Raw genomic sequence first — 24,938 nt, 5'->3', positions numbered from 1 at the left:
CGGGGCGTTCTGAGGGCTCAGAAGCCCCTCAGCTGCTACCTAGTTGGGCAAGAGGCTTAGTTGGGGAGGCGCACAGGCATCACGAGGTAGCGGTAGTCGTCCTGGTCCTCACCGTCGATGTCATTCTGCGCGGTGATCATGGCGGGCTTCGGTGCCGTAGTGAACGAGAAGCGCACAAACTTGGTTTCGATCACGCTGAGGCCTTCAACGAGGTAGTGCGGGTTGAAGGCCACGGTGATGTCTTCGCCGGACAGCTGTGCTTCGAGCTCTTCGGAGGCCTGCGCGTCCTCACCGGTGCCGGCGTCGAGGTGCAGTTGGCCCTGCGTAAACGCGAGCCGGACGGGAGTGTTGCGTTCTGCAACGAGCGAGACCCGGCGGACGGCCTCCACAAGTTCCTGGGTCTGCACCGTGGCGTGAATCGGCGTGGAATCCGGAAACAGCGAGCGGATCTTGGGGTAGTCGCCGTCGACCAGCAGTGACGTGGTGGTGCGGCCGCCGCTTTCGAAGCCGATGAGCCGGCTGTCGTCCTCGGCGATGGCCAGGTTGATGTCGCCGCTGCCACCCAAAGTCTTGGCAACCTCGTTCAGCGTTTTCGCTTTGACCAAGGCACTCGTGGAAATGCCCGGAGTGACGGGCTTCCAGGGTACTTCCCGCATGGCTAGCCGGTAGCGGTCCGTGGCCAGGAGGGTGATGAGGTCATCCTCGATCTCCATCCGCACGCCGGTGAGGATGGGAAGGGTGTCGTCCTTGCTGGCCGCGATGATCACCTGGGACACAGCCTGGGCGAAGGCGTCGCCGGCGACAGTACCGGTGATGGTGGGAAGTGCAGGAAGGGGCGGGTATTCCGCCTCGGGCATGGTGGCCAGGTGGAAGCTGCTTCGGCGGCAGGTGAGTGTGACCTTGTTGCCGTCGGTTTCGATGTCCACCGGCGCCGACGGCAGGCTTCGGCAGATGTCCGCGAGCAGGCGGCCGGAAACCAGGATGGTGCCTTCGTCCCTGATGTCGGCAGGAATCTCAAGCCTTGCTGAGGTCTCGTAATCGAAGCTGGACAGGCTGACGGTCCCGGATTCGGCCTTGAGAAGGAGGCCTGAGAGTACCGGTACTGGCGGCCGCGGAGACAACGACCGGGCTGTCCATGTGACGGCTTCTGCCAGGACGTCCCGTTCGACTCTGAACTTCACGGAAGGGTGCCGCCTTTCATTGCTGCTGCCATTTTCTGAACGGGAACTCGCAAGGAGCCCACAAGACCGGTGCCCCCAAAGTCCCGGAACCTGCATGGTCCGCGCATGGGCGACCGCAAACAAACCCAGGGATGGGAGCGCTGCAGACAGCTTAGCCGGAACTACAAGGATTTCCCCATCCCCGCCGGTGATGCCGGCTCAGCCGGGACCCGGTGGGCGATGCTTTGGCCGGTGCGGTGGAGGTCCGGGAACGAGATTGTTATTTGAGGGATTTCAATTTTTTGGGATTAGTAGTGTTAATAACTGCTGTGGAAACTGTGGATAACCCGGTCTCACGGCTCGGATCCGCGGTTAAGCCCTGTTCATGGACTGTGGGTTCGGCACGTTTTAAACAGGGTGTGGATGGGGACAACCTTTTTGGCCCGTTGCGGTGATCCACAGACGCCTTAAGGGTTTTAAGCCCATTAACCGCGGTTGTCCCCTTAACTGTCCACAGGGTTATCCACACGCCCCTGTTAATAAGGTCAAGAACCTGGGATCAGGAGTCGCGCTGCTGCTGCTTGATCCGGTTGGTGAGCTCGGTGACCTGGTTGTAAATCACACGACGCTCGGCCATGAGCTCACGGATCTTTCGGTCCGCGTGGATCACGGTGGTGTGGTCGCGGCCGCCGAGCTCCTGGCCGATCTTGGGAAGCGACATGTCGGTCAGTTCGCGGCATAGGTACATGGCGATCTGGCGTGCGGTCACCAGCGTCCGGGTCCGCGACTTGCTGCAGAGCTCCTCCATGCTGAGCTTGAAGTACTCCGCGGTCTGCTGCAGGATCTGGCCCGACGTGATCTCCTGGGCGCCGTCGTCGGTGATGAGGTCCTTGAGCACCATCTCAGCGAGGGCCACGTCCACGGGCTGGCGGTTGAGGCTGGCGAACGCCGTCACACGAATGAGGGCGCCTTCGAGTTCGCGGATGTTGCTCGCGATTTTCGAAGCGATGTACTCCAGGGCGTCGTCCGGGGCGGAGAGGCCTTCGCTGAGGGCCTTCTTCCGGAGGATGGCGATGCGGGTTTCCAGTTCCGGCGGCTGGATGTCGGTCAGTAGGCCCCACTCGAAGCGGGACTTCATCCGGTCCTCGAAGCCTGCCAGCAGCTTGGGAGGCTGGTCCGAGGTGATGACCACCTGCTTGTTGTTGTTGTGCAGCGAGTTGAACGTGTGGAAGAACTCCTCCAGGGTCCGGTCCTTGCCTGCCAGGAACTGGATGTCGTCGATCAGCAGGACGTCGACGTTGCGGTACGTCGTCTTGAAGCTGGCGCCTTCATCGTCACGGATCGAATTGATGAAGTCGTTGGTGAATTCCTCGGAGTTGACGTACCTGACGCGGATGCCGCTGTAGAGGCGGCGGGCGTAGTGGCCGATGGCGTGCAGCAGGTGGGTCTTGCCCAGGCCTGAATCGCCGTAGATGAACAGCGGGTTGTACGCCTTGGCCGGGGCTTCCGCCACGGCGACGGCCGCAGCATGGGCAAACCTGTTGGAGGAGCCGATCACGAAGGTGTCGAAAACGTACTTGGGATCGAGCCGGCCGAACTCGTGCGAGGTGCTCGGCAGCATGGGCTGCGGCTTCTGTTCGACGGACGGATCGTTTGCGAGGGAAAGCTCGACGGCGGGTTCCGGCTCTTCGTGGATGGGCACCAGATCGGTGTCTACGTCGATGGCGCAGCGGATGTCGTCCGAGAACACGTTCCGGAGGGCATCATCGAGTGCGTCCTTGACCTGGGTCTGGAGCACTTCCCTGGTCAGTTCGTTGGGCACAGCAACGAGAAGGGTGGAACCGATGAGGCCCTGGGCCTGGGCGAGGATGACAAAGCCGCGTTGCCGGGGTGAGACGCGGTCGTCCTGTTCGAGAAGATTCACCACGCGCCGCCAGGAACTTCCGACAGTGTTGGCGTGGTTGGCTTCGTCTACTGTCATCAAATTTGGTTCCTCAAAGCTTGCTGCCTGCATTACATGCAGCCGCAAGCCCGAAGCCAGGGTGCTGGCCCGGCTTAATCCACAGGGTTATGCACAGTGCGTGGATAATCGGCTACTGGGACACTCTAGGGGATGAAAAGCCTAGAAGATAGCTGGGAAGTGCCTTGTGGATAATTACACGGTTGTGGTTCCAAAACCGCGATCGCGAGCCGCTTCATCCACAGGTTCTGGGCACCGTTAGCCACAGCTGGGGAAACACGCCGGATGGCCTGCCGGTTTGACTCCCGGCGGCGTTTTGCCCTAACGTTGTGGAGTCCTTTGTGCCTGCTTTCTGACCCCATTTTGGACTTCTGGACACTTTGCGTGTTCCGGGAAAATCCAGGGGAAGCAGACACATACAAAACTTAGCGTCGGCCAGTTCTTCCCCTTTTACTGATCGGGTGGGCGCACCTTTGATCCACTGGAGTAACTAACGTGAGCAAGCGGACTTTTCAGCCGAATAACCGCCGTCGGGCCAAGAAGCACGGCTTCCGCCTTCGTATGCGCACCCGTGCCGGCCGGGCCATTCTGGCCGCCCGTCGTGGCAAGGGCCGCACCGAACTGTCGGCCTAAATACTGACTTGTCGGTCTTCTTCCTTCTGCGAGATTAGCGGTGCTTGCCACCCGGAACCGCCTGAGGACTTCAACCGATTTTTCAACAACTGTGCGTTCCGGCGTCCGCAATGGACGCCGGAACGTAGTGTTATATACGGCAACTATTGGAGCCGATGAACCCAGCCGCATCGGTTTCATCGTTTCCAAAGCTGTCGGGAACGCTGTTGCCAGGAACCTCGTTAAGAGGAGACTTAGAGAAGCCGGCGCTGTCTCGTTGCACGAGTACGGCACCGGGTTCGCTATTGTGGTGCGTGCTTTGCCGGCCTCCGCAACAGCCAGCTGGGATGAACTCCTGGCGGACTACAACGCTGCCCTGGCAAACACCATGAGGCGGCTGGCTGGCCGCCCCCCGGGGGTAACCGGAACAAGGCCGGCCGGAACGCGACCGGACGGAACAACACAGGAGGGGACACAGCGTGCTTGACCCGAGTGCCGCCGTCGTCCCTTACCCCAAGTCCGCAGCAGCGGCTGCGGGCAGCTTCATCTGGAACCTGCCCCGCAATATCCTCATTCTTCTACTCCTGGCCTACCGTAAGGTGATTTCTCCCTTATACGGCCAGGTTTGCCGCTTCTTTCCCTCCTGCTCGGCCTATGCGCTTGAAGCAGTCACAGTCCACGGTGCCGTCAAGGGCAGCTGGCTCGCCGCCAGGCGTCTGGCGCGCTGCCATCCGTGGAACGCCGGTGGCGTGGACCATGTCCCCGCCGGCCACCGGGAATGGCCTGAAAACCGGACCCCCACAATTGTTGTGCTGAACAACCCGGACAAGTATCTGGCTGCTCAGACTGATGAAGAAGGCCGCGCTGCGGCCTGACGAATAGGGATATCGTATGGACTTCTTTGAAACAATCATGTTTCCGTTCAAGTGGCTTGTGTCCATCATTATGGTGGGTTTCCACGAAGGCCTCAGCGCCATCGGCCTGCCTGAGGCATCCGGCTGGACGTGGACTCTGTCCATCATCGGCCTGGTGCTGGTGATCCGGGCAGCCCTCATTCCCGTTTTCGTCAAGCAGATCAAGGCGCAGCGCGGCATGCAGCTGCTGCAGCCGGATCTGAAGAAGCTGCAGGACAAGTACAAGGGCAAGACAGACCAGCTCTCCCGCCAGGCGATGGCGCAGGAGCAGATGGCCATGTACAAGAAGCACGGGACCAACCCGTTCTCGGCCTGCCTGCCCATGCTGATCCAGATGCCGTTTTTCTTTGCGCTGTTCCAGGTTCTGTCCGGTATCAGCTCGGCCAAAACGCAGGGTCAGGGCATCGGAGCCATGAGCCAGGAACAGGTAGTGCAGTTCGATGAGTCCAGCATTTTCGGGGCTCCCTTGTCGGCTGCCCTGCTGCACGGCGGTGTCACCAACGTGGCCGTCGTCGTCCTGAGCATCATCATGATCCTGGCCATGACGGCCTCCCAGTTCATCACGCAGAAGCAGATCATGGCCAAGAACATGTCCGAGGAGGCCATGGCCAGCCCGTTCATGCGCCAGCAGAAGATGATGCTCTACATCTTGCCGATCGTGTTCGGTGTGGGCGGCATCAACTTCCCCATCGGCGTTCTCATCTACTGGACTACCACCAACCTGTGGACCATGGCCCAGCAGTTCTTTGTCATCCGCCGCATGCCGACGCCGGGATCCCCCGCCGCTAAGGCCCTCGCCGAGCGCCGTGCCGCCAAGGGCCTTCCGGCTCTTCCCATCCTGGGCGGCAAGAAGGCTGACCCCGAAGCGGAAGCCGCCGCCTCGGTTGCCGAGGCCCGGACGCAGCGCATTCAGCCACAACGCAAGAACAGGAAGAAGAAGTAATGTCTGTTGAGAGCTCTGAACACGCACTTTCCGCTGAAGCCGGCGAAGACCAGGACTCCGTTGCCGCTACCGCAGATTCGGGCAAGGGCACGACGGCAAGCCGCCTGGAAGAAGAGGGCGATGTAGCCGCCGACTACCTTGAGGAACTGCTCGACATCGCCGACATCGACGGCGACATTGACATTGAGGTCCGCAACGGCCGGACCTACATCTCGATCGTGGCCGAGGAAGAGTCTGCCGGGCTGGAAAGCCTCGTTGGGCCCGACGGCGAGGTCCTGGAGGCCCTTCAGGAACTGACGCGGCTGTCCGTGCTTTCTGCGACGGAAAACCGTTCACGCCTGGTGCTCGACATCAACGGTTACCGGAAGGAACGCGCGGGCCACCTGCAGAAGATCGCCGAAGACGCCGTCGCCTCCGTCAAGGAAACCGGCGACGCCGTCGCACTGGCGCCCATGAGCGCTTACGAGCGGAAGATCGTCCACGACGCCGTCGCCGACCTTGGATTCGTCAGTGAGTCCGAGGGCGAGGGTGCAGGCCGGCACATCGTCGTTTCCGCCGACTGAACCGTTGGCTGACTTACTTATGGTTGAAATGACGGCAGCCGAGCGCCAGGCGGCGGAGAAGATCTTCGGCGACCGCCTGGGCTTGGCTGAACGGTACGTCGAACACCTGGCTACGTCAGGCACCGAGCGCGGGCTCATCGGACCGCGGGAGATCCCCAGGCTCTGGGGACGCCACGTCCTGAACTGCGCGGTAATCGAGAGCGAAATCGCCCAGGGCAGCCACGTGGCCGACGTCGGGAGTGGCGCCGGACTCCCGGGCCTTTGCCTGGCTATCGCCCGTCCTGACCTCGAACTGACCCTCATCGAACCGCTGGAGCGCCGGGTGATCTGGCTGCAGGAAGTGGTTGACGATCTCGGTTTAAGTAATGTCACCGTCATGCGCACGCGCGCCGAGCTTGCCGTTGGGATGGTGACGGCCGACGTCGTGACCGCCCGGGCGGTGTCCGCCCTGAGCAATCTTGCCGGCCTCACCATTCCGCTTCTGGGCGGCGAGGGTGAAGTAGTGGCCATCAAGGGCCGCAGCGCTGCCGATGAGATCGAGAAGGCGGCTAAGGCCATCCGTAAGCTTGGCGGCGTCGAGACGTCGGTGGTCACTGTTGGCCAGGATCTGCTCGAGGAGCCCACCACGGTGGTGCGCATCGTAGTTAAGAAGACCCAAAAGAGGGCCTAGCCCGCAAGGTGCCGCGGGTCCTTAGGGTGTAGCGGTTAGGCTAGAGAACGGCAGTGAAAGCCGAACGAGAGTGAGTGTGTCCCAGTGACCAGTAGCGAAACCTCCACGCAGCGGATCCCCCCGTTCGTGTCTCTGGGGTCGGCGCGTGCCTTTGGCGTATCACCGGTCGCTACGACAGTAAATCAGTCCAATCCGGTTGCAGCCACGAGTGCTCCCAAGGTTTCACGTGAAACCGCAGCCCGCGGCAACGTCCTGGATAACCTGGATGACTCGAGCCCCATCGCACGGGAGCTCGCGCACGAGAACAGGAGGCGGGAACGGCTCCTCGGCCGTAACCTGCCGAAGCCGGAGAAGACACGCATCTTCACGGTTTCAAACCAAAAGGGTGGAGTGGGAAAGACCACGACCACCGTAAACATCGCTGCGGCGCTGGCCGCTGCGGGCTTGAACGTCCTGGTCATCGACATCGACCCGCAGGGCAACGCGTCCACGGCACTGGGCATTGAGCACCATGCCGACGTTGACAGCATCTACGATGTCCTGATCAACGATCTGCCTCTCGAAGACGTCGTCGCCCAGTGCCCGGACATCAGCAACCTTATCTGCGCTCCGGCCACCATCCACTTGGCCGGCGCCGAGATCGAGCTCGTCTCCCTGGTGGCACGGGAGCAGCGCCTCCGCCGCGCCATCGACGTTTATGCCAAGGCTCGGCAGAAGAAGGGCGAGCAGCGGCTCGACTACATCTTCATCGACTGCCCGCCCAGCCTGGGCCTGCTGACGGTCAATGCCTTCTGTGCAGCCGGTGAGGTGCTCATCCCCATCCAGTGCGAATACTATGCACTCGAGGGACTCAGCCAGCTGCTGAAGAACATTGAGATGATTCAGAAGCACCTGAATGCAGATCTGGAAGTTTCCACCATTCTGCTGACCATGTACGACGGACGGACCAACCTGGCCGCCCAGGTGGCAGCTGAAGTCCGGCAGCACTTCCCGGATCAGGTCCTCGGCGCCGTCGTGCCGCGCTCCGTGCGAATCTCCGAAGCGCCGAGTTACCAGCAGACGGTCATGACCTACGATCCATCCTCCAGCGGCGCGTTGTCCTATCTGGAAGCCGCAGCGGAAATCGCTGAGCGTTAGAATTTTCCAAACACAGCAACAGCCGGAGCCCGGCATAGCCGGGCTCTTCCGATGGAGGGAATCATCCATGAGCGATAAGCGACGCGGGCTCGGTCGCGGTCTTGGCGCACTCATTCCAAGTTCCGCGTCCGCAAGCGCTTCGGGTAACGGAGCAGCTCCGTCGCGCCCTGTGGATCTGTTCTTCCCCGAGGCGCGCAAGACGGCTGAACCCGTGCCGGCCGTTGAACCGGATGAGTCTGACCTCGACGAAACGCCTGCACGCCGGTCCGGCCGGAAGGCTTTGGCAGAGGCCCCGACTGAGCCGGGCACTGACGCAGGCACTAAGGGTACTTCGGATGCGGTGGAGCTCTCCCCTGCCAAGTCCACGGCGAAGACCGCCGCGTCCAGCGGCGGTGCTTCGGATCCGGGCGCGGTTTCTGCAAAGACCGGGGCGGCCAAGGCCGACAAGGATGCAGCGACGTCCGAAGCCGTTCGCCCGGACACGTCCTCCGGGGATGGGAAGGATGCCGATTCGGCCCTGGCCGCCGCTGCCGGGAAGAACGTAGACTCCGCTGCTGTGCCGGACAACGGTGTTGACCTCGTCGAGGTACCAGGCGTCCGTTTTGCGGAAATTCCTGTCACGGACATCCATCCAAACCGTAAACAGCCCCGTTCCGTCTTCGATGAGGACGACATGGCGGAGCTCGTTCACTCCGTCCGTGAAATAGGCGTCCTCCAGCCAATTGTGGTGCGTACTTCAACCGAAAAGGGTGGAGAACCGTATGAACTGGTCATGGGTGAACGTCGTTGGAGGGCAGTCCAAGCCGCTGGGCTCTCCACGATCCCCGCGATTGTCCGGGACACCACTGATGACGACCTGCTCCGCGACGCACTCCTGGAAAACCTGCACCGCAGCCAGCTGAATCCGCTCGAAGAGGCGGCCGCCTACCAGCAGCTGCTGGAGGACTTCGGAACGACGCACGAGCAGTTGGCCGACCGTATCGGCCGCTCGCGCCCGCAGGTATCCAACACTCTGCGGCTGTTGAAACTCCCGCCGCTGGTGCAGCGCCGTGTTGCGGCCAACGTGCTGTCCGCCGGCCACGCCAGGGCTCTTCTCTCCCTTCCCGACGCGGCATCCATGGAACGCCTGGCGCAGAAGATCGTGGCTGAGGGCATGTCGGTCCGTGCCACCGAGGAAGCGGTAACCCTGCACCGCGAACCCGCGTCGCCGGCCAAGAACAACATTCCCCGCCCGGGCGCACGCCACGAGCGGCTGGATTACCTGGCGTCGTCGCTTTCGGACAGGCTCGATACCAACGTGAAGATCTCGCTCGGAGCGCGTAAAGGCCGCGTGAGTATCGAGTTCGCTAGCGTTGAAGACCTCAACCGCATCATGGACGTCCTGGCTCCGGGGGCGGAAAACTAAAGGACCAGTCGAAAGGGCCCGTTCAGGCGAACGGGCCCTTTTCTGTTCCGGCGCGTTTTGTTCCCGTCTGTGGCTTTTATCGACTCTAATGCCGGGGTGCGCGGGGGGCCATTGCGGCATCTGTATCGGCTGTACAGCCAAGCTGGATTGAGCGGCGGACGACGGATGTAGGCACTGGGTCACGGATGGCACACGCGATTGCCGTACCAACAGGGAACGTCTCGGCGCGGAGGAAATGGCTCACATGCGGACGCCCGGCGCGGTAATCTGTCTACTTCTAGTGCCTGCAGTTCCGGAACGAGTCATTTTCCTGCGCCGTGGGGTATGCGCACGGCCGCAACTGGCTCCGCGCATTGTGCTCGGCTCAGCATGGCTAACATTTCGCCGCTTAGCTCGACTGAGCTGTCACCCCGGGCCAATTGTCGTTTACCCGGCCATGAAATGCGCCTAAGCCGTCCTGGTCGACCCATACGGCCCGGCTGCACTGGCGCCTTGGGAAGGAAGCGCGCGTAAACCGGGGATAGATGGGTTGTACGGCCCGGAGGAAGCCTGTGACAGCTTTCAGCGCCCTCCTAACCGCTCCTGCACTGATTCAGCGTTCTATCTGGCTGCAGTCTCGTAGTGCGCGCTCTGCGTATGCTTGGTCGAGCGAAAATGAATGCTGGCGGTGTCTTATCGGCCTCACGGCCTCAGTAGTTGAGTAGCTTCGAGGCTAGGTCGATCGGCCCCTGTTTCACGTGAAACGTATGCAAAGTAGCCGCCCTCGCTAGCTTGACCCCCCACCCATAAGAAGCATTTAGCGGTGCGTGGTGCTATCTCCTGTACTCGCACAGCCACAAACGCACGAGGCGCGCGCCTCCCCTGTATCCTCGAATGTCCGGGCCGGACTCATGCGGTTTGATCTGCACAACCCAGCAATGCAGTGCAAACTCTGCCGATCCGATGTATCACGCTGAGGCAGGAAGGCACGCACACCGTTTCGTCCAGGCCCTGGGTACAGTGTGTCCAGCTACGGGGACGGTTGGGCGCTCGGGAAACTGAGAGTGCGCTGGACTGCTCTCGGCTTAGCGAAGCGCTTCGATCATAAAGATCCACTCGCGGCTATTCGCCTGGGGCGGTCACAAGACCACGATGACGTGTCTAGCAGTGTAGCCAGCGGCGTCCTGCGTAGCTCACAGGCGTCAGCGGGGGTCCGCCTGGAAACCGCGAGGGTGCTGCCCAGCGGCGCACGGGTGCCCTTCGGAAATGTTTCACGTGAAACGATGGCCCCGCCTGTTTGTCGTTCAAGGGAAGGGGTTACTTCCACGAGGTTAGCCGCTCATGGTCCTGGCGGACGGCCAGTTCTGCTATCCCCTGCTTGGGTGGGCATAGGGCAACGACAGGCCTTTCTGCCAACAGCGGAGCGGTTTGAGTGTGCACGCCGTACTGCCCATCGTTAGCAGCCGGGTATGTGTACTCGATGACTGGAGGGAAAGTGGTCAGTCGTCTCGAACGGAACAACGGCCCGATGACGAAGAGCAGTCGATGGGTGAGCCACACCGGGCTTCAATAGTAATTCCGGCCTCGAGTCGAAGCCTGTGAGCAGTGCACCCATCACACTACTACTGGTGCGGCGCGGACCCGGCTGATGATCACGGTTGCTGTCTCGCTCATCGGCTCTGCTCCCGAGGCAGCGCCGGCGTGCTTCGCATGGGCCAGGCATCGTTCGGATGCCTAGCCTGGCCGCCGGTCGTCGTGCGACCTCAACAGGGCCTCTGAATGGCTTCCATTCCCAACTCGCCGCGCAAGGCAATGCCGGTACCTCGTTTCACGTGAAACGTTCCTGCTGGGCCTTTCGAGCAGGCTAAGGGCTCAGATTAGCAATGATGGCCTTGAGTGGATTGCGTGGGGCGCCGTTGGGGGCCTACACGGCTATTCGGTCTGATTGGATGATCCGACGACAGAGAACGTGCACACCCGCATCTCGGTCGGGTGGCTCTGTATGCGGAAAGGGTGGCGGCTTCGACACGACACGGCGTCCCGCCCGGCCCCACCACGGGGGATGGCACTGGTTGAATGGGAACGTGCCCTCGCACTCGATCCTCCCCTTGCGCGTCTCGTTCACGGTCTCTGAAACGGCAGCCTCCACGCTGATCTGCTCCCGAAATCTGGGTCGCCGGTTGCGTTGGTCTCGGCAACGTTCCGTTCACGCAGACCGCTGGGTGGCTATCCCCTGCCCGCCGGTGCCAGCAGCGGGGCGAGATGCGGCGCCGCCGGTGGATGTCCGCCACCAGAACGATGGGTGCAGTTCGGCCTGAGCTGGAGCAAGTGTTTGACCTTGTCCCGTGGCTCCAAAAGCTGGTGATAAGCCGGTGGATAAGGCTGTGGATAACTCTGTGGGTAAAAAGGTGGATATCGCCCACGCGCCCCGCTTCAGTGCGTGGTGGTCCCAGCAGGTTGTCACGTGTACGCCGCTCGTTGCTACGGCACAGCCGCGGGTGTTTCACGTGAAACCGGACAGCCTCAGGAGTTACGCCGTTTCTCCGCGGGCCGGAGGCTCGGTCATCGCACGAAAAAGGTTAACTCGCGCGTGATGTTCGGCACAATAAGCGGCGCTTGCCGACCTGTAACCCGCGCGAAAGTGTCACAGCCAGACCGGCGACGAGACATGGTTCAAATCGGATGCAGTGTGAGGGTATTCACGGACAACGCGGGCGCGCGCTCATGCGGGGTGAGCTGCTGTGGATAAACCTGTGGATTCGGCTGTGGATAAGACTGTGAATAATGTCATGGCGAGGCTTGGCATATTGGCGTATGTCAGCCAATGGCTCAGCCTGGAGTGGGTTGATCGATTCCCCCCGAAGTGATTTCCGACAGCGCACGCGGACCGCCAACATCGGAGATGCCCGGCCCTGTGCGCTCGCTCAGATGCGTGGTCCCGTGAGGGGGCAGACCGTGAGCCCATCTAGTTGCCCGAGAATTCACTGTTGGTAGTCGCCGATAGGAGCCGCCCTGTAGCCGCATCCTAAGGCAGTGACGCATTGATTGGTCCGGGTATTGAAAGAGGTGTGATGAAGCCGTGGCACTCCTAATCGTTGAGCTCGACGTTACCGCGGCAGTAACGTATGCCGGCAGGGGGCGTGGCCTAGTCAAGAGTCGACGCGGCCTTTCCATTTTTGCTCCTCCAAGAAGAAGGAAGACAGCATCGCATGGATGCTCCCGCCCCCTTTCTAAGCAGTCGGGGTCGAGCAGTTTCATGTGCACGATCCCCCATCGAGATGTGGCGTCCTGCGGCGGCTCTGCAGCGCGTCGCCGAAAGTTGCAGTTACGCTGTCACCCTAGTGGGACCTCTGTGCTGCAGGCAGAGATCGCAGTTCTGTGCCGTGGGATGTTTGGGAACCAATGCGTCGTCGTATGTGGCTAAGAAGGCGGTCAAGAGCACTGTTCCTGCGTTGAAGCGAATATGTTGTCACCAGCCAGGAAAGAGCCCCGAGCAGCGACCGGCCCCACCCTCCGCCTGTGAACACATGATCTTCTCCGTCTCGCATGCATCATGTCGCCCGAGGTCTGGTGCTGCACGCTGTGTCAGCACTGGGCTTGAAGCCAAGTTGAAGCCATCATCCAGTCCAGCACCGCTGGTTTCCGCTGTCCGGTTCGCCAGCTGATCGCCACTGACAGAACCCAGGGCATTCTGCGACTGCGAGCATGGCCGGCCCTGGATGGAGGCTGTGGATGACGTAATTCTGCAGCGCTCGGGGAGTGCGGACGCAGGCCAGTCAAAGCCATGGGCGGTAGAGCTGGCTGCGTCCCCCTCAGCGCGAATCTGCAACATGCTAGCCGTGGCCGCGCTCCACGGAAGGATTGATTCGAGTACCGCCGTGCTGTCCGCTGTGGCCCCGTATGCCCGTGGTTTGGTGACAAGAATGGAGGCATCAAGGGCGGGCGCGGGTCCGGAGAGCACCGCACACACATGACGGCGTGGTCGCGATAGCATCGATTCTTGTTTATTAGGCCCCGTCTGGCTCTTGTTTCACGTGAAACCGGCGACAGCCCAGGCGCGAGCCCGTTCGACAATAGTCGTCCCTGCTCCCCCTGACAAACGCGTATTCAGGCGGCTCGCAATGGGTGTGTATGCGACGTATTGATAGTGATATCGAAAGGCTGGTCTGCGGGTTGGGCGTTCACGGCCAGGTCGGATTGCTCGTCAGCAACCTGGTGGGGCTGTTGCATCGATACCAACGCAAGACGGACGGAGCAGCGAGCACCCTGCCGCACGGTGGCGGATAGGCGGTCGGAAGCAAGGGGGGCCGTGCATCCGACTGTCGCGGTGCTGTTGCAGGGTGCAGTGCGGTGCTGGGGAGTGTTTCACGTGAAACTGAGAGCCTTGGCGCACATTTCCGCCAGGAGGATGGAGCGCCGTCGTTTCATGTGAAACATGGCGCGGGCCGCTGGCCTGATCGTGCACGGCCTGAACCCATGTCACCCAAGGGCCGAACAAGGAACAACATTGAACGCTCCCCGGAGACGGTCTCCCCTCATTCAGCCGCTACCCGCACCGTCCCGCCGATGGCGGAAAGCGAGCCTTGGGGCTCCGCTCGGGGGTACGCGCTGCTTAGTTTCCGACGTCAGGAGAGGAAGGAATCAGGGGTACTGCGTCTTCCGCACGCCCGACATGTCTGTTGGTAAATGGCAACAAACGCACGGAGCGCTCCCATCATGACAGGTGACCGCGAATACCGGGGCGGCCCAGACGACGAAGTCAGTCGCGCCGCTGCGACAACGGGTGTCGATGCGGTGGGAGTTGGCCCGCGCTTCATGAGGCTACTTCGACGGCAATTCCTCGTCCTGCCGCGAGTAGAAACTGCGATTATGCAGCGCGCGCACACTCTTCTCAAATGGGCGAGGTGGAGCTCTGTCCAGGCTGCACTGCGTACTACTGGCTCGAACGCCCGTTTGGGAACCAGTCCGTACAGTGCCTGGCGGTCTGATTGCATCGATGCGTGTCTCCTGATCCGCGCAGTGGTATTTCCCGGCGGTGACGTGCTGCGGAATGGGGCCTAGCGCCGGGCTCGGCACGAGATGGACTGTAGATTCGCCGCCGCCAGACAGTCGGGGACGCTTTTGGTGTGCCGGGTGGAGCTGTGGCCGCTAACGAATAGCGGCCCACGGCGCAGACTCGCGGAGACATCGGTTTGTCGGTCGGGAGGTTTGAGGCTGTCGTCGTGAGCGGGACCAGCATCCGGGTGCGGCAACGAACCTCTCTTGTTCTACTAGCCGCCGCTCTTTGCTGTTGGTACGCCAAGATCCCATCGCTCCGCCAGGAGCTCATGTTTCACGTGAAACATGGTTGCCACTGATTGGTGCTGGTTTGCTGGCCCTGTGGCTGTGTACGGTCCCCCGAGACGTGATCCACCGTCCTGAGCGACTGTCTTTCAGGTGAGGCGGCTGCGTGCTGAGTGTGCCATCGGCAGCGGACCTGCGGCTTATTCAGGAGCTGTCGGTAGCGCCTTTTTTGCGGGTGCGTACAGACTTTGGTGCCATTCCGCCAGCTTGGGCGGGGATGGACATGGATATGGTCGCGATCCCGAAACGCTTTCATGAAGACATTCGCAGACGAGGTTTGTCGAACTGTCGAGACAGCAAGTGGCACAGTACCCGCTATTGGACAAGCGCATTTCACGTTCGCAATGTAACTACTGTAGGCGTTACGCTTTCAGATTCCTTCGGGAAAGTGGGTTGACCTGGACTCGTGGCGCGCGGCTTGGCGTTGGTCCTGGAGAGAGATGGCCCGCAGCGTTTCACGTGAAACAAGTCCACCTATGTAGCGTCCTCCCAACAGGAATAGGCGCGGTTCCAGGAATAGGCGCGGTTCGGCACTCGGTCGAGTGGCGCGACCAGATCTACACATTCCAAAGTCGAGCGACGGAATTGGAAGAAGTGCGGTTCGATGAGTCGCGATTGGCGCTGATCATTGACAGCAAGTCACCGGTATCGCGAACCCGGATTGCCTGAGGGATCCTGGCGAGGATCAGCACAGAACGAGACCCGGAAAGGTTTCCTACCGACTGCAGGAGGATCCCCACCGGGGAAGGGCTGCAAAATCAGAGAACCGTAGATCGGGCCGACGACACGGCTCGAGGATCGCTCGGCCTACGTTGCTGGAGAGTCGTCCCGCACCCGAAGCTGGGCAGGCACTGCCGTTGCCTTGGCCGCCGAGAGGAACCTGGGGAACAAAAAAGTGGCCACCACTCACCTGGGAGTAATGGCCACCTTTTGGCGACACGCGTTGCTGGCGCTGCCGGTCAGATATCCCGTCCGGCGTTGGCGCTAGGACAGGACGTCCGCGAATTCCTTCTCGAAGAACTGCTTCGGCTTGGCACCGATAACCGTGCTCTTCACTTCGCCGCCCTGGAACAGGTACACGGCAGGAATGGAGGTGATGCCGTACTCGGCAGCGATGGCAGGATTGTCATCGACATTCACCTTGACGACGTTGACCTTCTCGCCGTACTCCACCGAGATCTCGTCCAGGATGGGTCCCAGCTTCCGGCACGGACCGCACCATTCGGCCCAGAAATCAACGATTACCGGCTTGTCGGCGGCGAGTACGTCACTGCTGAAGCTTGCGTCTGTTACGTCTTTTGCGTTGCTCATAACCTTTGTCTCTCTCTTCGAATGATTCTCAGCGCCGGTCAGGCGTGAAGGTCTGCGAGGTAGTGCTCGACGTCGATCGCCGCAACACAGCCGGAGCCGGACGCAGTGATCGCCTGGCGGTAGGTCGGGTCCACAACATCGCCGGCGGCGAAGACGCCCTTGATGCTGGTGCGGGAGCTGCGGCCCTCGACGGCAATGGTTCCCGCGTCCGTGATCTCCAGGCTTTCCTTGACGAGTTCGGTGCGCGGATCGTTGCCGATCGCCACGAAGACGCCGGTCACGGCAAGTTCGGACTCGGTGCCGTCGACCAGGTTCTTCAGCTTCAGGCCGGTGACCTTGGCTTCGCCGAGGACGTCCTCGACGGCGGTGTTCCAGACGAAGTTGATCTTCTCGTGGGCCTGTGCCCGGTCACCCATGATCTTGGAGGCCTTCAGCGTGTCGCGGCGGTGGACCACCGTCACGGACTTGGCGAACTTGGTGAGGAAGAGCGCTTCTTCCATAGCCGAGTCGCCGCCGCCGATCACTGCGATGTCCTGGTCCTTGAAGAAGAAACCGTCGCAGGTTGCGCACCAGCTAACGCCGTGGCCAGAGAGGCGCTTTTCGTTGGCCAGGCCGAGCTCGCGGTACGCCGAGCCGGTGGACAAGATGATGGCCCGGGCGCGGAAGGTCTCCCCCGTTGCGATGGTGACGGTCTTGATGTCGCCGTCGAGATCCAGGGCGGTGACGTCCTCAAACTGGATTTCGGTGCCGAAGCGCGCAGCCTGCTTTTCGAAGTTCTCCATGAGGTCAGGTCCCATGATGCCCTCAGGGAAGCCAGGGTAATTCTCGACGTCAGTGGTGTTCATGAGCTCACCGCCCGCGGTGACGGAGCCAGCCAGAAGCAGCGGCTTCAGGTTGGCGCGGGCCGTGTACACGGCGGCCGTGTAGCCTGCCGGGCCGGAGCCGACGATGATGACATCACGTACTTCTGACGCGCTGTTTTCTGCGGTGCTCACTGAACGGTGAACCTCTTCCTTTGTCGATGCGCCAGCCTTCCGGCCGGCCACATGGCACAACTGATTGGCAGTGTGGAATATTCCAAACGTGTTTGCAGGCAGGCCGAAACGCCCGTGCCTGCACGAGAACACCGCCCACGGGACTTTCCACAAGGGTACCGTCTCCGGCCACCCAGGGCATGCCGGTTACGCCCCGGAGGAACGTGACCGCTGAACGGGCAGTGTCCCCTACTGCGTGGTGTCCACTAAGGGGCGTTGTCCTCTACTGGACCTTGATCTCTGCGAGCCGCAGGCCGTAGCCAAAGCGGGTTTTCGGGGCTGCGAGCTTGGGCAGGTTCTTGATCGAGACGATGACGTACTGGGCGGTCACCGGTTCGGCCAGAGGCATGGTGAGGTCAGGCGAGGTGAAGCTGTTGGTTCCCACCTGCTTTGCACCGTCCAGCGACGGGCGGTCGTTGGTGAAGACCGTAATGCTTCCACCCGAGGCACCCAGCTGGTTCAGTGTGATCGAGGAGACCTTGGAAGGGCTCTTAAGCTTGACCACCAGCGGGACACCCTCGGGAGCAAGGCCGCCCCAGTCCTCGGTGGCAAACTCCATGTCTGACCAGTAGCTCGCCGCGTTTCCGTCGGACGCCTTGCCGAGGTCGCCGTCGTAGGTCGAAGCGAAATCAAAGTTGCCCTGACGGGTGATCCCCTCGATGGCCGGCGGCCCTGCCGCCGGAGCGGTGCTTTGGGTCGGCGTGGCGGTACTCGGCTGGGTGGCAGCCGACGGCGGTGCGCTGGCTCCGGGGGTTGCTTCCGATTGCGGTGCACTCTTGAAGAGGCTGCCGAGGTTGGTCACGGCGAAGATGAGTCCGACGATCAGGACGGCCGCGAGAAGGCCACCAACGAGCCAACGCATGGAACGCGGCTCCTTCTGTGGCTCGTCGTCTTCATCGTCGTAATAGTCGGCAGCGGGAGCAGCGCCGGTACGGGCGACGGGAGGGAAATTGCCTGCCCGGCGGTCCGGCTCGTGCGCGTCGCTGGCGTCGTCGTCATAGCCGTCTTCGGGGGCGTAGTCATAGTCGTTCTGGGACCACAGCGACACCTTGGATGAGCTGCGGCCGCCGCCGGACGCCCCCGCGGAAGCTGCGGCTGCCGCACCTGCACCGGCGGCACCGCGTGCGGCGTTTCCGGAACGGTTGCTGTCGCGCTGCAGGAGCGCCTGCTCAACGTTGTCGTGCTGGGCGGACTCGTGGCCGGCGTCCTGCTCGTAGCCCCTGTCCGGCTGAACCGGCTGCGGCGCAGTGGTCTCCGGGACGCTCTGCCGGTTTCCCCGCGCACCGGCAGCGCCGATGGCGGCACCTGCGGCGGCCGCGCCTGCCGCAGCCGGCCCCGCGACGGGGCGGGCAGCCGGAAGCGGTGGCACGACGGGAGCCTTCCGCACCGGCGCTGTGGGTGCCTGAGCAGGAGCCTGCTCCCCGCGCCCCTGCGGAGCCGAGGCCTCGTGAACCGTTGCCCCGTGGGCGGACCGGCCGCCGGCGGGACTCGGGGCGGTGGCAGGATACTGTCCGGACTGGCCTTCGCTGTAGTTGATGTACCCGGCTTCGACCTCGTCGTCTTCGTCGTAGGTTTCGGGTTCGTTGGAGCGCGCCTGGCCGAAGATCTCGCTGCCCAGGGTGTCCGTGAAGAAAGGCTCCACGTAGGGCGGGTTGGAAGCAACCACGAGGTCCAGCAGGTCAGCGGCGGAGGTGTGGTTGGTGATCAGGTAGGTCGTGGCGTCGCTGACACCAAGGTCCAAAATCTGCACGTTCCCGGGGCGCTCCCCCGTGGCCACTTCACGGGCACTTTGGGCCACCTGATCGGCGTTGTACGGGCCGGCCACCAGGATGCTGACCGAACGGTTAAGCACCTGGTCCACACCGTCCAGCACCAGATCCTGGTCATGCGAGCTCAGCACTGTGGCCGTGACCTTGTAGCGGCCGCCAAGTACTGATCCGACATCGATCGGGTGGGACACGTGTTCCTCCTAGCCTGTCCGGGAAATGCTTCTGGCCCTGGCGATGCATCGCCCTGAAAGGCCTCCGGCGCGCCGGCGGACCCGTGGTCTGCAACTACCTTTGTTCCCCTCGATCCTAGCCGATGCTGTGCAACGGCCGCGGAAGACGGGGCTGACCGGCTCTCTCCCGGGCTACTTTTTCTTCCTCCGCCGTGACGGAAAGTGGGGGTTCTGGCCGGGGGTTCCCTGGTAGGTCCGGCGGCCAGGGAGCGGGATCTCCCCGCGCAGGGCGTTCCCACGCGCCGTCCCGGGGACGTCCTCCTCGGGAAGGTAAGTGGCGGCGTCGTAATCTTCCGGTTCCGGCTGCGGCGCGGGCCCGGCGCGGAAGGAGGCGGAATCGAACTCGCCGGAAATCCGGGGAATCAGTCCGGTGTCCGAAGAGACCGTGGCGCGTTCCGGCGTCGGACGCCGCACAGCAGCGGTGCCAGCGGACGCTCCGGCAGCCGAATCCCCGGTGTTAGCCGCGGCAGCGGGCGCAGCCGCCGGTGCACTGGAATCCCCGCCGGAACCGCGGCCAAGCCGCCCCAGCAGCGGCCGCAGCAGATCGCGCAGCTCGGTGACGCGGAACAGCTTGAGCAGCATCAGGTACACCGCCAGCATGACAGGCCCGACGACGGTGATGGTCGCCAGGGCGGCCGGCCGGCTGCTCCAGGCGAAGCCCACCGGGCTGTAGCTGCCCATAAGCCACAGCGCACCCACACCGGCGATGGCCGAGCCGAGGGCGGCGTAGCCCATACGGATATAGGAGTTGATGATCCGCGGACCGTCCAGGTGCCCCAGCAGGCGGCGCAGGAAGATGGCGGAGACGACCACCGAGAGGATGTTCCCCGCGGTGTAAAGTACGGCGATGGCGAAAATGATCTGATCGAACGGCAGGAACTGGATGAAGAACGCGGCCACCACATTCACCAGGGCCAGCACCAGCTGGATGTAGAACGGCGTGCGCGCGTCCTCGTTGGCGTAGAAGACCCGGGACATCATGAAGTTGGCGCTCATGAACGGGGTGCTCAGCGCCAGGATGGTAAGCGTCTGCGCAAGCATTACGCCGTCCGTGCGGGTACCGCCGGAGAAGAACATGCCCAGCGGCCCGGCGAGGGCGAACAGCGCCAGCGCACCGAACACCGTTGCCACCGCCATGGTCCGCAGCCCGTGCGACAGGGCTTCGCGGAGCTCCGCCCGGTTGCCGTCCTGCGAGGCGCGGGTCATCCGGTTGAACAGCACGGTTGCCAGGGAGAGCGCGATGATCGAGTGCGGGAGCAGGTACAGCTGGCTGGCCACTTCCAGGACCGCGTTGCCCGGAAGCATGTCGCCGGCTGGGTCGCCGGCCTCCTGCAGCCGGAGCCGCTCGGCTCCGGGGATGGTGGCGATCCGCATGACGTACAGGAACGCGAGCTGCCCCGCAGCCGCGGTCAGGAGCGTCCAGACGCTTAGCCTCGCGGCATGGCCCAGCCCCACCCCGCGCCAGCCAAAGCGCGGACGGAGCCCCAGCTTCAGCCGGAATACCGGGACCAGGAGGATGGCCGTCTGGGAGAGGACGCCGATGGTGGAGAACCCGGCGATGAAGAACGTCTGGGAAGCACCCCAGTTATCCAGCGAGTGCGGGTTGTCCCTGTTGGCACCGAAGATCCAGATGAACATGCCAAGGCCGGCGATGGCCACGATGTTGTTCAGGATGGGGGCCCACATGGCCGGGCCGAAGGCGCCGTTGGCATTAAGGACCTGCGTCAGCAGCGCGTAGAGGCCATAGAAGAAGATCTGCGGCAGGCACCAGAAGGCGAAGGTAACAGCCAGTGCCTTTTGCTGCGGCGAGTAGCCCTGCGTGGTGAGTTCGATGACGGCCGGCGCCAACAGCGTGACCAGCAGGGTAAGGGACAGAAGCACGAGAACTGCCAGCGTGAGCAGCCTGCTGATGTAGTCCGCTCCCCTGTCCGGAGCCTTGCTGGCCTTGATGATCTGCGGGACCAGCACGGCATTGAACACCCCGCCGGCCACGAGCAGGAAGATCAGGTTGGGCAGGTTGTTGGCGTTGATGAACGTGTCATTCACTGTCGAGCCCAGGCCCAGCGCCGCGCCGAGCATCCAGGTCTTGCCGAATCCCAGCACACGCGACACCAGCGTCCCGGCAGCCATGATGGCGCTGGAACGGGCCTCGCCGGGCTGCGCGGCACTGGAGGCTGCGTCGCTGGCGGGCGTCACACCCGGAGGTGTTTCGCCCGGCTGCGCGGGCTGGTCGGAGGACGGATTGGCTGCTGACATCGTCTTCATCGTCTCACCTGGGCGCTGATATCGCGGCACGCAACGGGGTGTCCGGCAGGCACTGCCGGACGGTCAGAGGTGCTCCGGAAGTACTTCGCGTGCCAGGTCGGCGATGCGGCGTTCATTGGGGAACGAAAGCTTGCGCGCAAGCTCGTGGATGGGAACCCAGGCAACATCAACCGCTTCCTTGTCAGGATCGTTTTCGATGGTGAGTTCGCCGCCGGTGGCGCGCAGCAGGTAGTGGTGCACCGTTTTGTGCACGCGGTGCCCGCTGACGGTAAACCAATAATCGATGCTGCCCAGCGGGGCCAGAATGTCACCGTCGATGCCGGTTTCCTCGGCAATCTCACGGACCGCGGCTTCCTCGTTGTTCTCCCGACCCTCGGGGTGGCCCTTGGGCAGGCACCACTCCAGCCGTCCGCCCCTGTTAAGGCGGGCAATAATCGCTACCCTCAGTTCGTCGTCGGACGTGTCCACCACGACGCCTCCGGCGGAGACCTCCTCGACGGTGGGGAGCGAGGCCGGGGCCGAGTGCGGTGCAGGCGCGACGTGGGCACCGATTGCCGACGGCAACGGTGGGTTCGTCCTCCTGCCGGGAGCGCTCGGTACTGGATGGGCCATGCAGTCCACTCTAACGACTCTTGCCCCGCCGTGATGACCGGGACATGGCTTCCGGGTGGACTGCATGTGACGGGGTTTGCCGGCGCCATCGCACAATGACGGGATTTGGTGCGGTGTGGCTTGGTTTTCTGACAAGCTTAAGTAACTATGGCGCACGCACATCAAAAGACTGATCTTCACACCGTTGACTTCCAGGTGGACCCGGTGGTCCTGGAGCTGGGTCAGCGGTTCGTGGACGCCGGTCATGAGCTGTCGCTCGTTGGCGGCCCGGTCCGGGACCTCTTCCTGGGCCGCACCTCCCCCGACCTCGATTTCACGACGGACGCGACGCCCGACCAGACCGTGGCCCTGATCAAGAAGTGGGCGGACAACTTCTGGGAGATCGGCCGCGCCTTCGGAACGATCGGCATGCGCAAGGCCGGCTTCCAGATTGAAATCACCACCTACCGTGCCGAAGCGTACGACCCGGAGTCCCGGAAACCTGTGGTGGCCTTCGGCTCCTCCCTCACGGACGACCTGCTGCGGCGCGACTTCACCATCAACGCCATGGCCCTTCGGCTGCCTTCGCTGGAACTTGTGGACCCGTTTGGCGGAGTCCGCGACCTGCACGCCTCCGCGCTGGCCACCCCGGGCGCTCCCGAGGCATCCTTCTCCGACGATCCCCTGCGGATGATGCGGGCGGCGAGGTTTGCGTCCCAGCTTGGAGTGTCCGTGCGGGACGATGTCCGCGTCGCCATGACCCGGATGGCCGAGCGCATCAGCATCATCTCGGCCGAGCGCGTCCGCGATGAGCTGGTCAAACTCGTGTGCGGGCGGCATCCCCGCGTGGGCATCGACCTGCTCGTGGACACCGGCCTCGCCGAGTTCGTGCTGCCCGAGGTGTCCGCGCTCCGGCTCGAAGCAGACGAACACCACCGCCACAAGGACGTCTACCAGCACTCCCTCCAAGTCCTGGAGCAGGCGGCCGCCCTGGAGACTGATTCCGACGGCGCCGTCCCCGGCCCCGACTTTGTCCTGCGTTTTGCGGCGCTGATGCACGACGTCGGGAAGCCGGCTACGCGCCGGTTCGAACCGGGCGGCGCGGTCAGCTTCCGCCACCACGACATGGTGGGGTCCAAACTGACGACGAAGCGGATGAAGAACCTGCGCTTCGACAACGACACCATCAAGGCGGTTGCCCGCCTCGTGGAACTGCACATGCGCTTCTACGGCTACGGCGATGCCGGCTGGACCGACTCGGCCGTGCGCCGCTATGTGACCGACGCCGGGCCCCTGCTGGAGCGCCTGCACCGCCTCACCCGCTCCGACGTCACCACGCGCAACCAGCGCAAAGCCGACCGGCTGTCCTTTGCGTACGACGACCTCGAATCCCGGATCGCGGCCCTCCGCGAGCAGGAATCCCTGGACGCGGTCCGTCCGGACCTGAACGGCGCCGAGATCATGGCCCTGCTGGACCTCAGGCCCGGGCCCGTCGTGGGCAGGGCGTACAAGTTCCTGCTGGAGGAACGGATGGAGAACGGCCCGCTCGACCCGGCCGACGCCGAGTCCCGTCTGCGGGCCTGGTGGGCTGAGCAGCCCGAAGCCGTTGCTCCTGCTATATCTGAGTCTGCCGACGCTCCCGCTACTTCTGTGTCTCCCGACTCTCCCGCCGACGTCGAATCTTCCCTAACCGAGGAGTCCAAGTGAACGCCGCCAACATCGCCCGACCCCAGCTTTGGATCCTGCGGCACGGCGAAACCGAATGGTCCAAGAGTGGCCAGTACACCGGGCTGACGGACCTGCCACTGACAGTGGAGGGCGAGCAGCAGGCTGTCGAGGCGCGCAGGGTCCTGGACAGCGTTGATTTCGACCTGGTCCTGACCTCTCCGCTGCGCCGCGCCCGGCGCACCGCGGAACTCGCCGGTTTTCCGGATGCAGTCCACGAACCGCTGGCCGTGGAATGGGACTATGGCGACTATGAGGGCATCAGCTCGGACCTGATCCGCAAGGACAACCCGGACTACCTGATCTGGACGCACGGCGTCCCCAACGGCGAGAAGCTGCATGATGTGGCCGCCCGGGCAGACAAGATCGTGGCCCGGGTCCTGGAGTCAGGGCTGGACAACGTCCTGATTGTGGCCCACGGCCACTTTTCCCGCATCCTCACCGCCCGCTGGCTGGAACTCGAACCTGAAGAGGGCCGGCACTTCATTCTGGGAACAGCAAAAGTCTGCACCCTGGGCTGGGACAAAAGGACGCCTGCCATTGTCCGCTGGGGCCTCTAAAAGGTTCCTTTTGCATTTGTTTTTCGAATTTTCGGAAAATAAGTAGTCAACCGGATCATTCCTGGTGTACTTTTATTCCTGACCCCAGTGCGATCCGCCAGGGTCATGGCGCCCGTTGCCCGGCCAGTCAGCCGGCACCGGCAGAGCAGAAAAGGAGGTTGGGAAAATGATTACTTTGACTAGCGGATGGAAGATGACCATCACCGCGTTCCCGGCCTTCGTTGCTGACCCGCGCCCTCTTCACGGACTCACCCGAGCCTAATTCTGACGGCCCTGCCCGTCTCCCACTTGTAACGGGAGCGCAGGCCGGCCCGCGGCGGCCAATTCTGCCGCTTTCCCAGAAGCTCTGACCCGGCAGTCTGCCGTAGCGGAACCACGCGGTTGCGCAGCTCCCCCATAGTTCGGAACCCAGCTTCCTGTTGGGCTTGCCGCGCTGCCGCTTCGCGGGCCAATGCCGCCTTTTCTAATTACATTTCCTTTACCGGGCATTTCTTTGCCTTTTTACAGCCATTTCTTTGCATCCCCGAATGGCTGTAATTGCCACGCCCGGATTCTTCTCATCACTTTTCCGAAGGGAGGTGAAAAAACTATGCTCCGCAAACTACAGGAGGTTTTCTCCGAGCGCGGTTCCAGCGGTGATGCCGGCCTTTCCGGCTCCGGGCTTGCACCGGTCCAGCAATCACAGTTCGACGGCCAGCTGCTGGACCAGAAACGCGAGGACGTCTATGTGCTCATGCATCAGCAGATGAGCGGTATGCGCTGAACCG

General features: G+C 62.8%; 18 protein-coding genes. 11 read left to right on the top strand and 7 right to left on the bottom strand.

Annotation, left to right across the window (positions count from 1 at the left end):
- Positions 1-56: 56 nt before the first annotated feature.
- Positions 57-1,181: a DNA polymerase III subunit beta gene (dnaN, locus tag ACHMXB_RS17265; protein WP_190606294.1), complete on the bottom strand. Its 1,125-nt coding sequence runs from the start codon at positions 1,179-1,181 to the stop codon at positions 57-59.
- A 538-nt stretch (positions 1,182-1,719) separates the two neighbouring features.
- Positions 1,720-3,141: a chromosomal replication initiator protein DnaA gene (dnaA, locus tag ACHMXB_RS17260; RefSeq protein WP_395400319.1), complete on the bottom strand. Its 1,422-nt coding sequence runs from the start codon at positions 3,139-3,141 to the stop codon at positions 1,720-1,722.
- 474 nt (positions 3,142-3,615) lie between these two features.
- On the opposite strand from dnaA, the gene rpmH reads away from it, so the two are divergent.
- The 8 genes from rpmH (at position 3,616) to ACHMXB_RS17220 (ending at position 9,364) form a co-directional block, all read left to right on the top strand.
- Positions 3,616-3,753 carry a 50S ribosomal protein L34 gene (rpmH, locus tag ACHMXB_RS17255; RefSeq protein WP_003800212.1) on the top strand — a complete coding sequence of 46 codons (138 nt, stop codon included), beginning with the start codon at positions 3,616-3,618 and terminating at the stop codon, positions 3,751-3,753.
- A 40-nt stretch (positions 3,754-3,793) separates the two neighbouring features.
- Positions 3,794-4,219, top strand: coding sequence for a ribonuclease P protein component (rnpA, locus tag ACHMXB_RS17250; RefSeq protein WP_395400316.1), 426 nt, complete (start codon positions 3,794-3,796; stop codon positions 4,217-4,219).
- On the top strand, positions 4,212-4,607 hold the full coding sequence (gene yidD / locus ACHMXB_RS17245; protein WP_395400314.1) for a membrane protein insertion efficiency factor YidD: 396 nt from the start codon (positions 4,212-4,214) through the stop codon (positions 4,605-4,607). The genes rnpA and yidD overlap by 8 nt, the downstream gene beginning before the upstream one ends.
- A 16-nt stretch (positions 4,608-4,623) precedes the next feature.
- Positions 4,624-5,589, top strand: a complete 966-nt coding sequence (gene yidC / locus ACHMXB_RS17240) for a membrane protein insertase YidC (protein ID WP_395400312.1) — start codon at positions 4,624-4,626, stop codon at positions 5,587-5,589.
- Positions 5,589-6,152 (top strand): protein jag, encoded by a 564-nt coding sequence (locus ACHMXB_RS17235; RefSeq protein WP_395400310.1) that lies wholly within the window; start codon positions 5,589-5,591, stop codon positions 6,150-6,152. Before yidC ends, ACHMXB_RS17235 begins: the two co-directional genes overlap by 1 nt.
- Positions 6,153-6,171: 19 nt before the next feature.
- Positions 6,172-6,822, top strand: coding sequence for a 16S rRNA (guanine(527)-N(7))-methyltransferase RsmG (gene rsmG / locus ACHMXB_RS17230; RefSeq protein WP_395405320.1), 651 nt, complete (start codon positions 6,172-6,174; stop codon positions 6,820-6,822).
- Positions 6,823-6,906: 84 nt separating this feature from the next.
- Positions 6,907-7,959 carry a ParA family protein gene (locus tag ACHMXB_RS17225; protein ID WP_395400308.1) on the top strand — a complete coding sequence of 351 codons (1,053 nt, stop codon included), beginning with the start codon at positions 6,907-6,909 and terminating at the stop codon, positions 7,957-7,959.
- A gap of 67 nt (positions 7,960-8,026) precedes the next feature.
- Positions 8,027-9,364: a ParB/RepB/Spo0J family partition protein gene (locus ACHMXB_RS17220; RefSeq protein ID WP_395400306.1), complete on the top strand. Its 1,338-nt coding sequence runs from the start codon at positions 8,027-8,029 to the stop codon at positions 9,362-9,364.
- A gap of 6,306 nt (positions 9,365-15,670) precedes the next feature.
- Here ACHMXB_RS17220 and trxA read toward each other — a convergent pair.
- The 5 genes from trxA to ACHMXB_RS17195 form a co-directional block, all read right to left on the bottom strand.
- Positions 15,671-15,997: a thioredoxin gene (gene trxA, locus ACHMXB_RS17215; protein ID WP_111903149.1), complete on the bottom strand. Its 327-nt coding sequence runs from the start codon at positions 15,995-15,997 to the stop codon at positions 15,671-15,673.
- A 38-nt stretch (positions 15,998-16,035) separates the two neighbouring features.
- Positions 16,036-16,992 carry a thioredoxin-disulfide reductase gene (gene trxB, locus ACHMXB_RS17210; RefSeq protein WP_395400304.1) on the bottom strand — a complete coding sequence of 319 codons (957 nt, stop codon included), beginning with the start codon at positions 16,990-16,992 and terminating at the stop codon, positions 16,036-16,038.
- Positions 16,993-17,254: 262 nt separating this feature from the next.
- On the bottom strand, positions 17,255-18,991 hold the full coding sequence (locus ACHMXB_RS17205; protein ID WP_395400302.1) for an ABC transporter substrate-binding protein: 1,737 nt from the start codon (positions 18,989-18,991) through the stop codon (positions 17,255-17,257).
- Between the two features lie 171 nt (positions 18,992-19,162).
- Positions 19,163-21,286: a murein biosynthesis integral membrane protein MurJ gene (murJ, locus tag ACHMXB_RS17200; RefSeq protein WP_395405318.1), complete on the bottom strand. Its 2,124-nt coding sequence runs from the start codon at positions 21,284-21,286 to the stop codon at positions 19,163-19,165.
- Positions 21,287-21,358: 72 nt separating this feature from the next.
- Positions 21,359-21,859: an NUDIX hydrolase gene (locus tag ACHMXB_RS17195; protein WP_003800186.1), complete on the bottom strand. Its 501-nt coding sequence runs from the start codon at positions 21,857-21,859 to the stop codon at positions 21,359-21,361.
- 195 nt (positions 21,860-22,054) lie between these two features.
- On the opposite strand from ACHMXB_RS17195, the gene ACHMXB_RS17190 reads away from it, so the two are divergent.
- From ACHMXB_RS17190 to ACHMXB_RS17180, 3 genes are all read left to right on the top strand, one after another.
- On the top strand, positions 22,055-23,593 hold the full coding sequence (locus tag ACHMXB_RS17190; RefSeq protein WP_395400300.1) for a CCA tRNA nucleotidyltransferase: 1,539 nt from the start codon (positions 22,055-22,057) through the stop codon (positions 23,591-23,593).
- Positions 23,590-24,171, top strand: coding sequence for a histidine phosphatase family protein (locus tag ACHMXB_RS17185; RefSeq protein WP_395400298.1), 582 nt, complete (start codon positions 23,590-23,592; stop codon positions 24,169-24,171). The genes ACHMXB_RS17190 and ACHMXB_RS17185 overlap by 4 nt, the downstream gene beginning before the upstream one ends.
- Positions 24,172-24,760: 589 nt before the next feature.
- A complete protein-coding gene (locus tag ACHMXB_RS17180) occupies positions 24,761-24,934 on the top strand; it encodes a hypothetical protein (protein WP_395400296.1) in 174 nt (57 codons plus the stop codon).
- Positions 24,935-24,938 lie beyond the last annotated feature (4 nt).

It is taken from the genome of Arthrobacter sp. UC242_113 (assembly GCF_044054585.1).
GTDB lineage: Bacteria > Actinomycetota > Actinomycetes > Actinomycetales > Micrococcaceae > Arthrobacter.
Note: the sequence above shows the minus strand (reverse complement) of the source record. Positions and strands in the feature narration are given on the sequence as shown.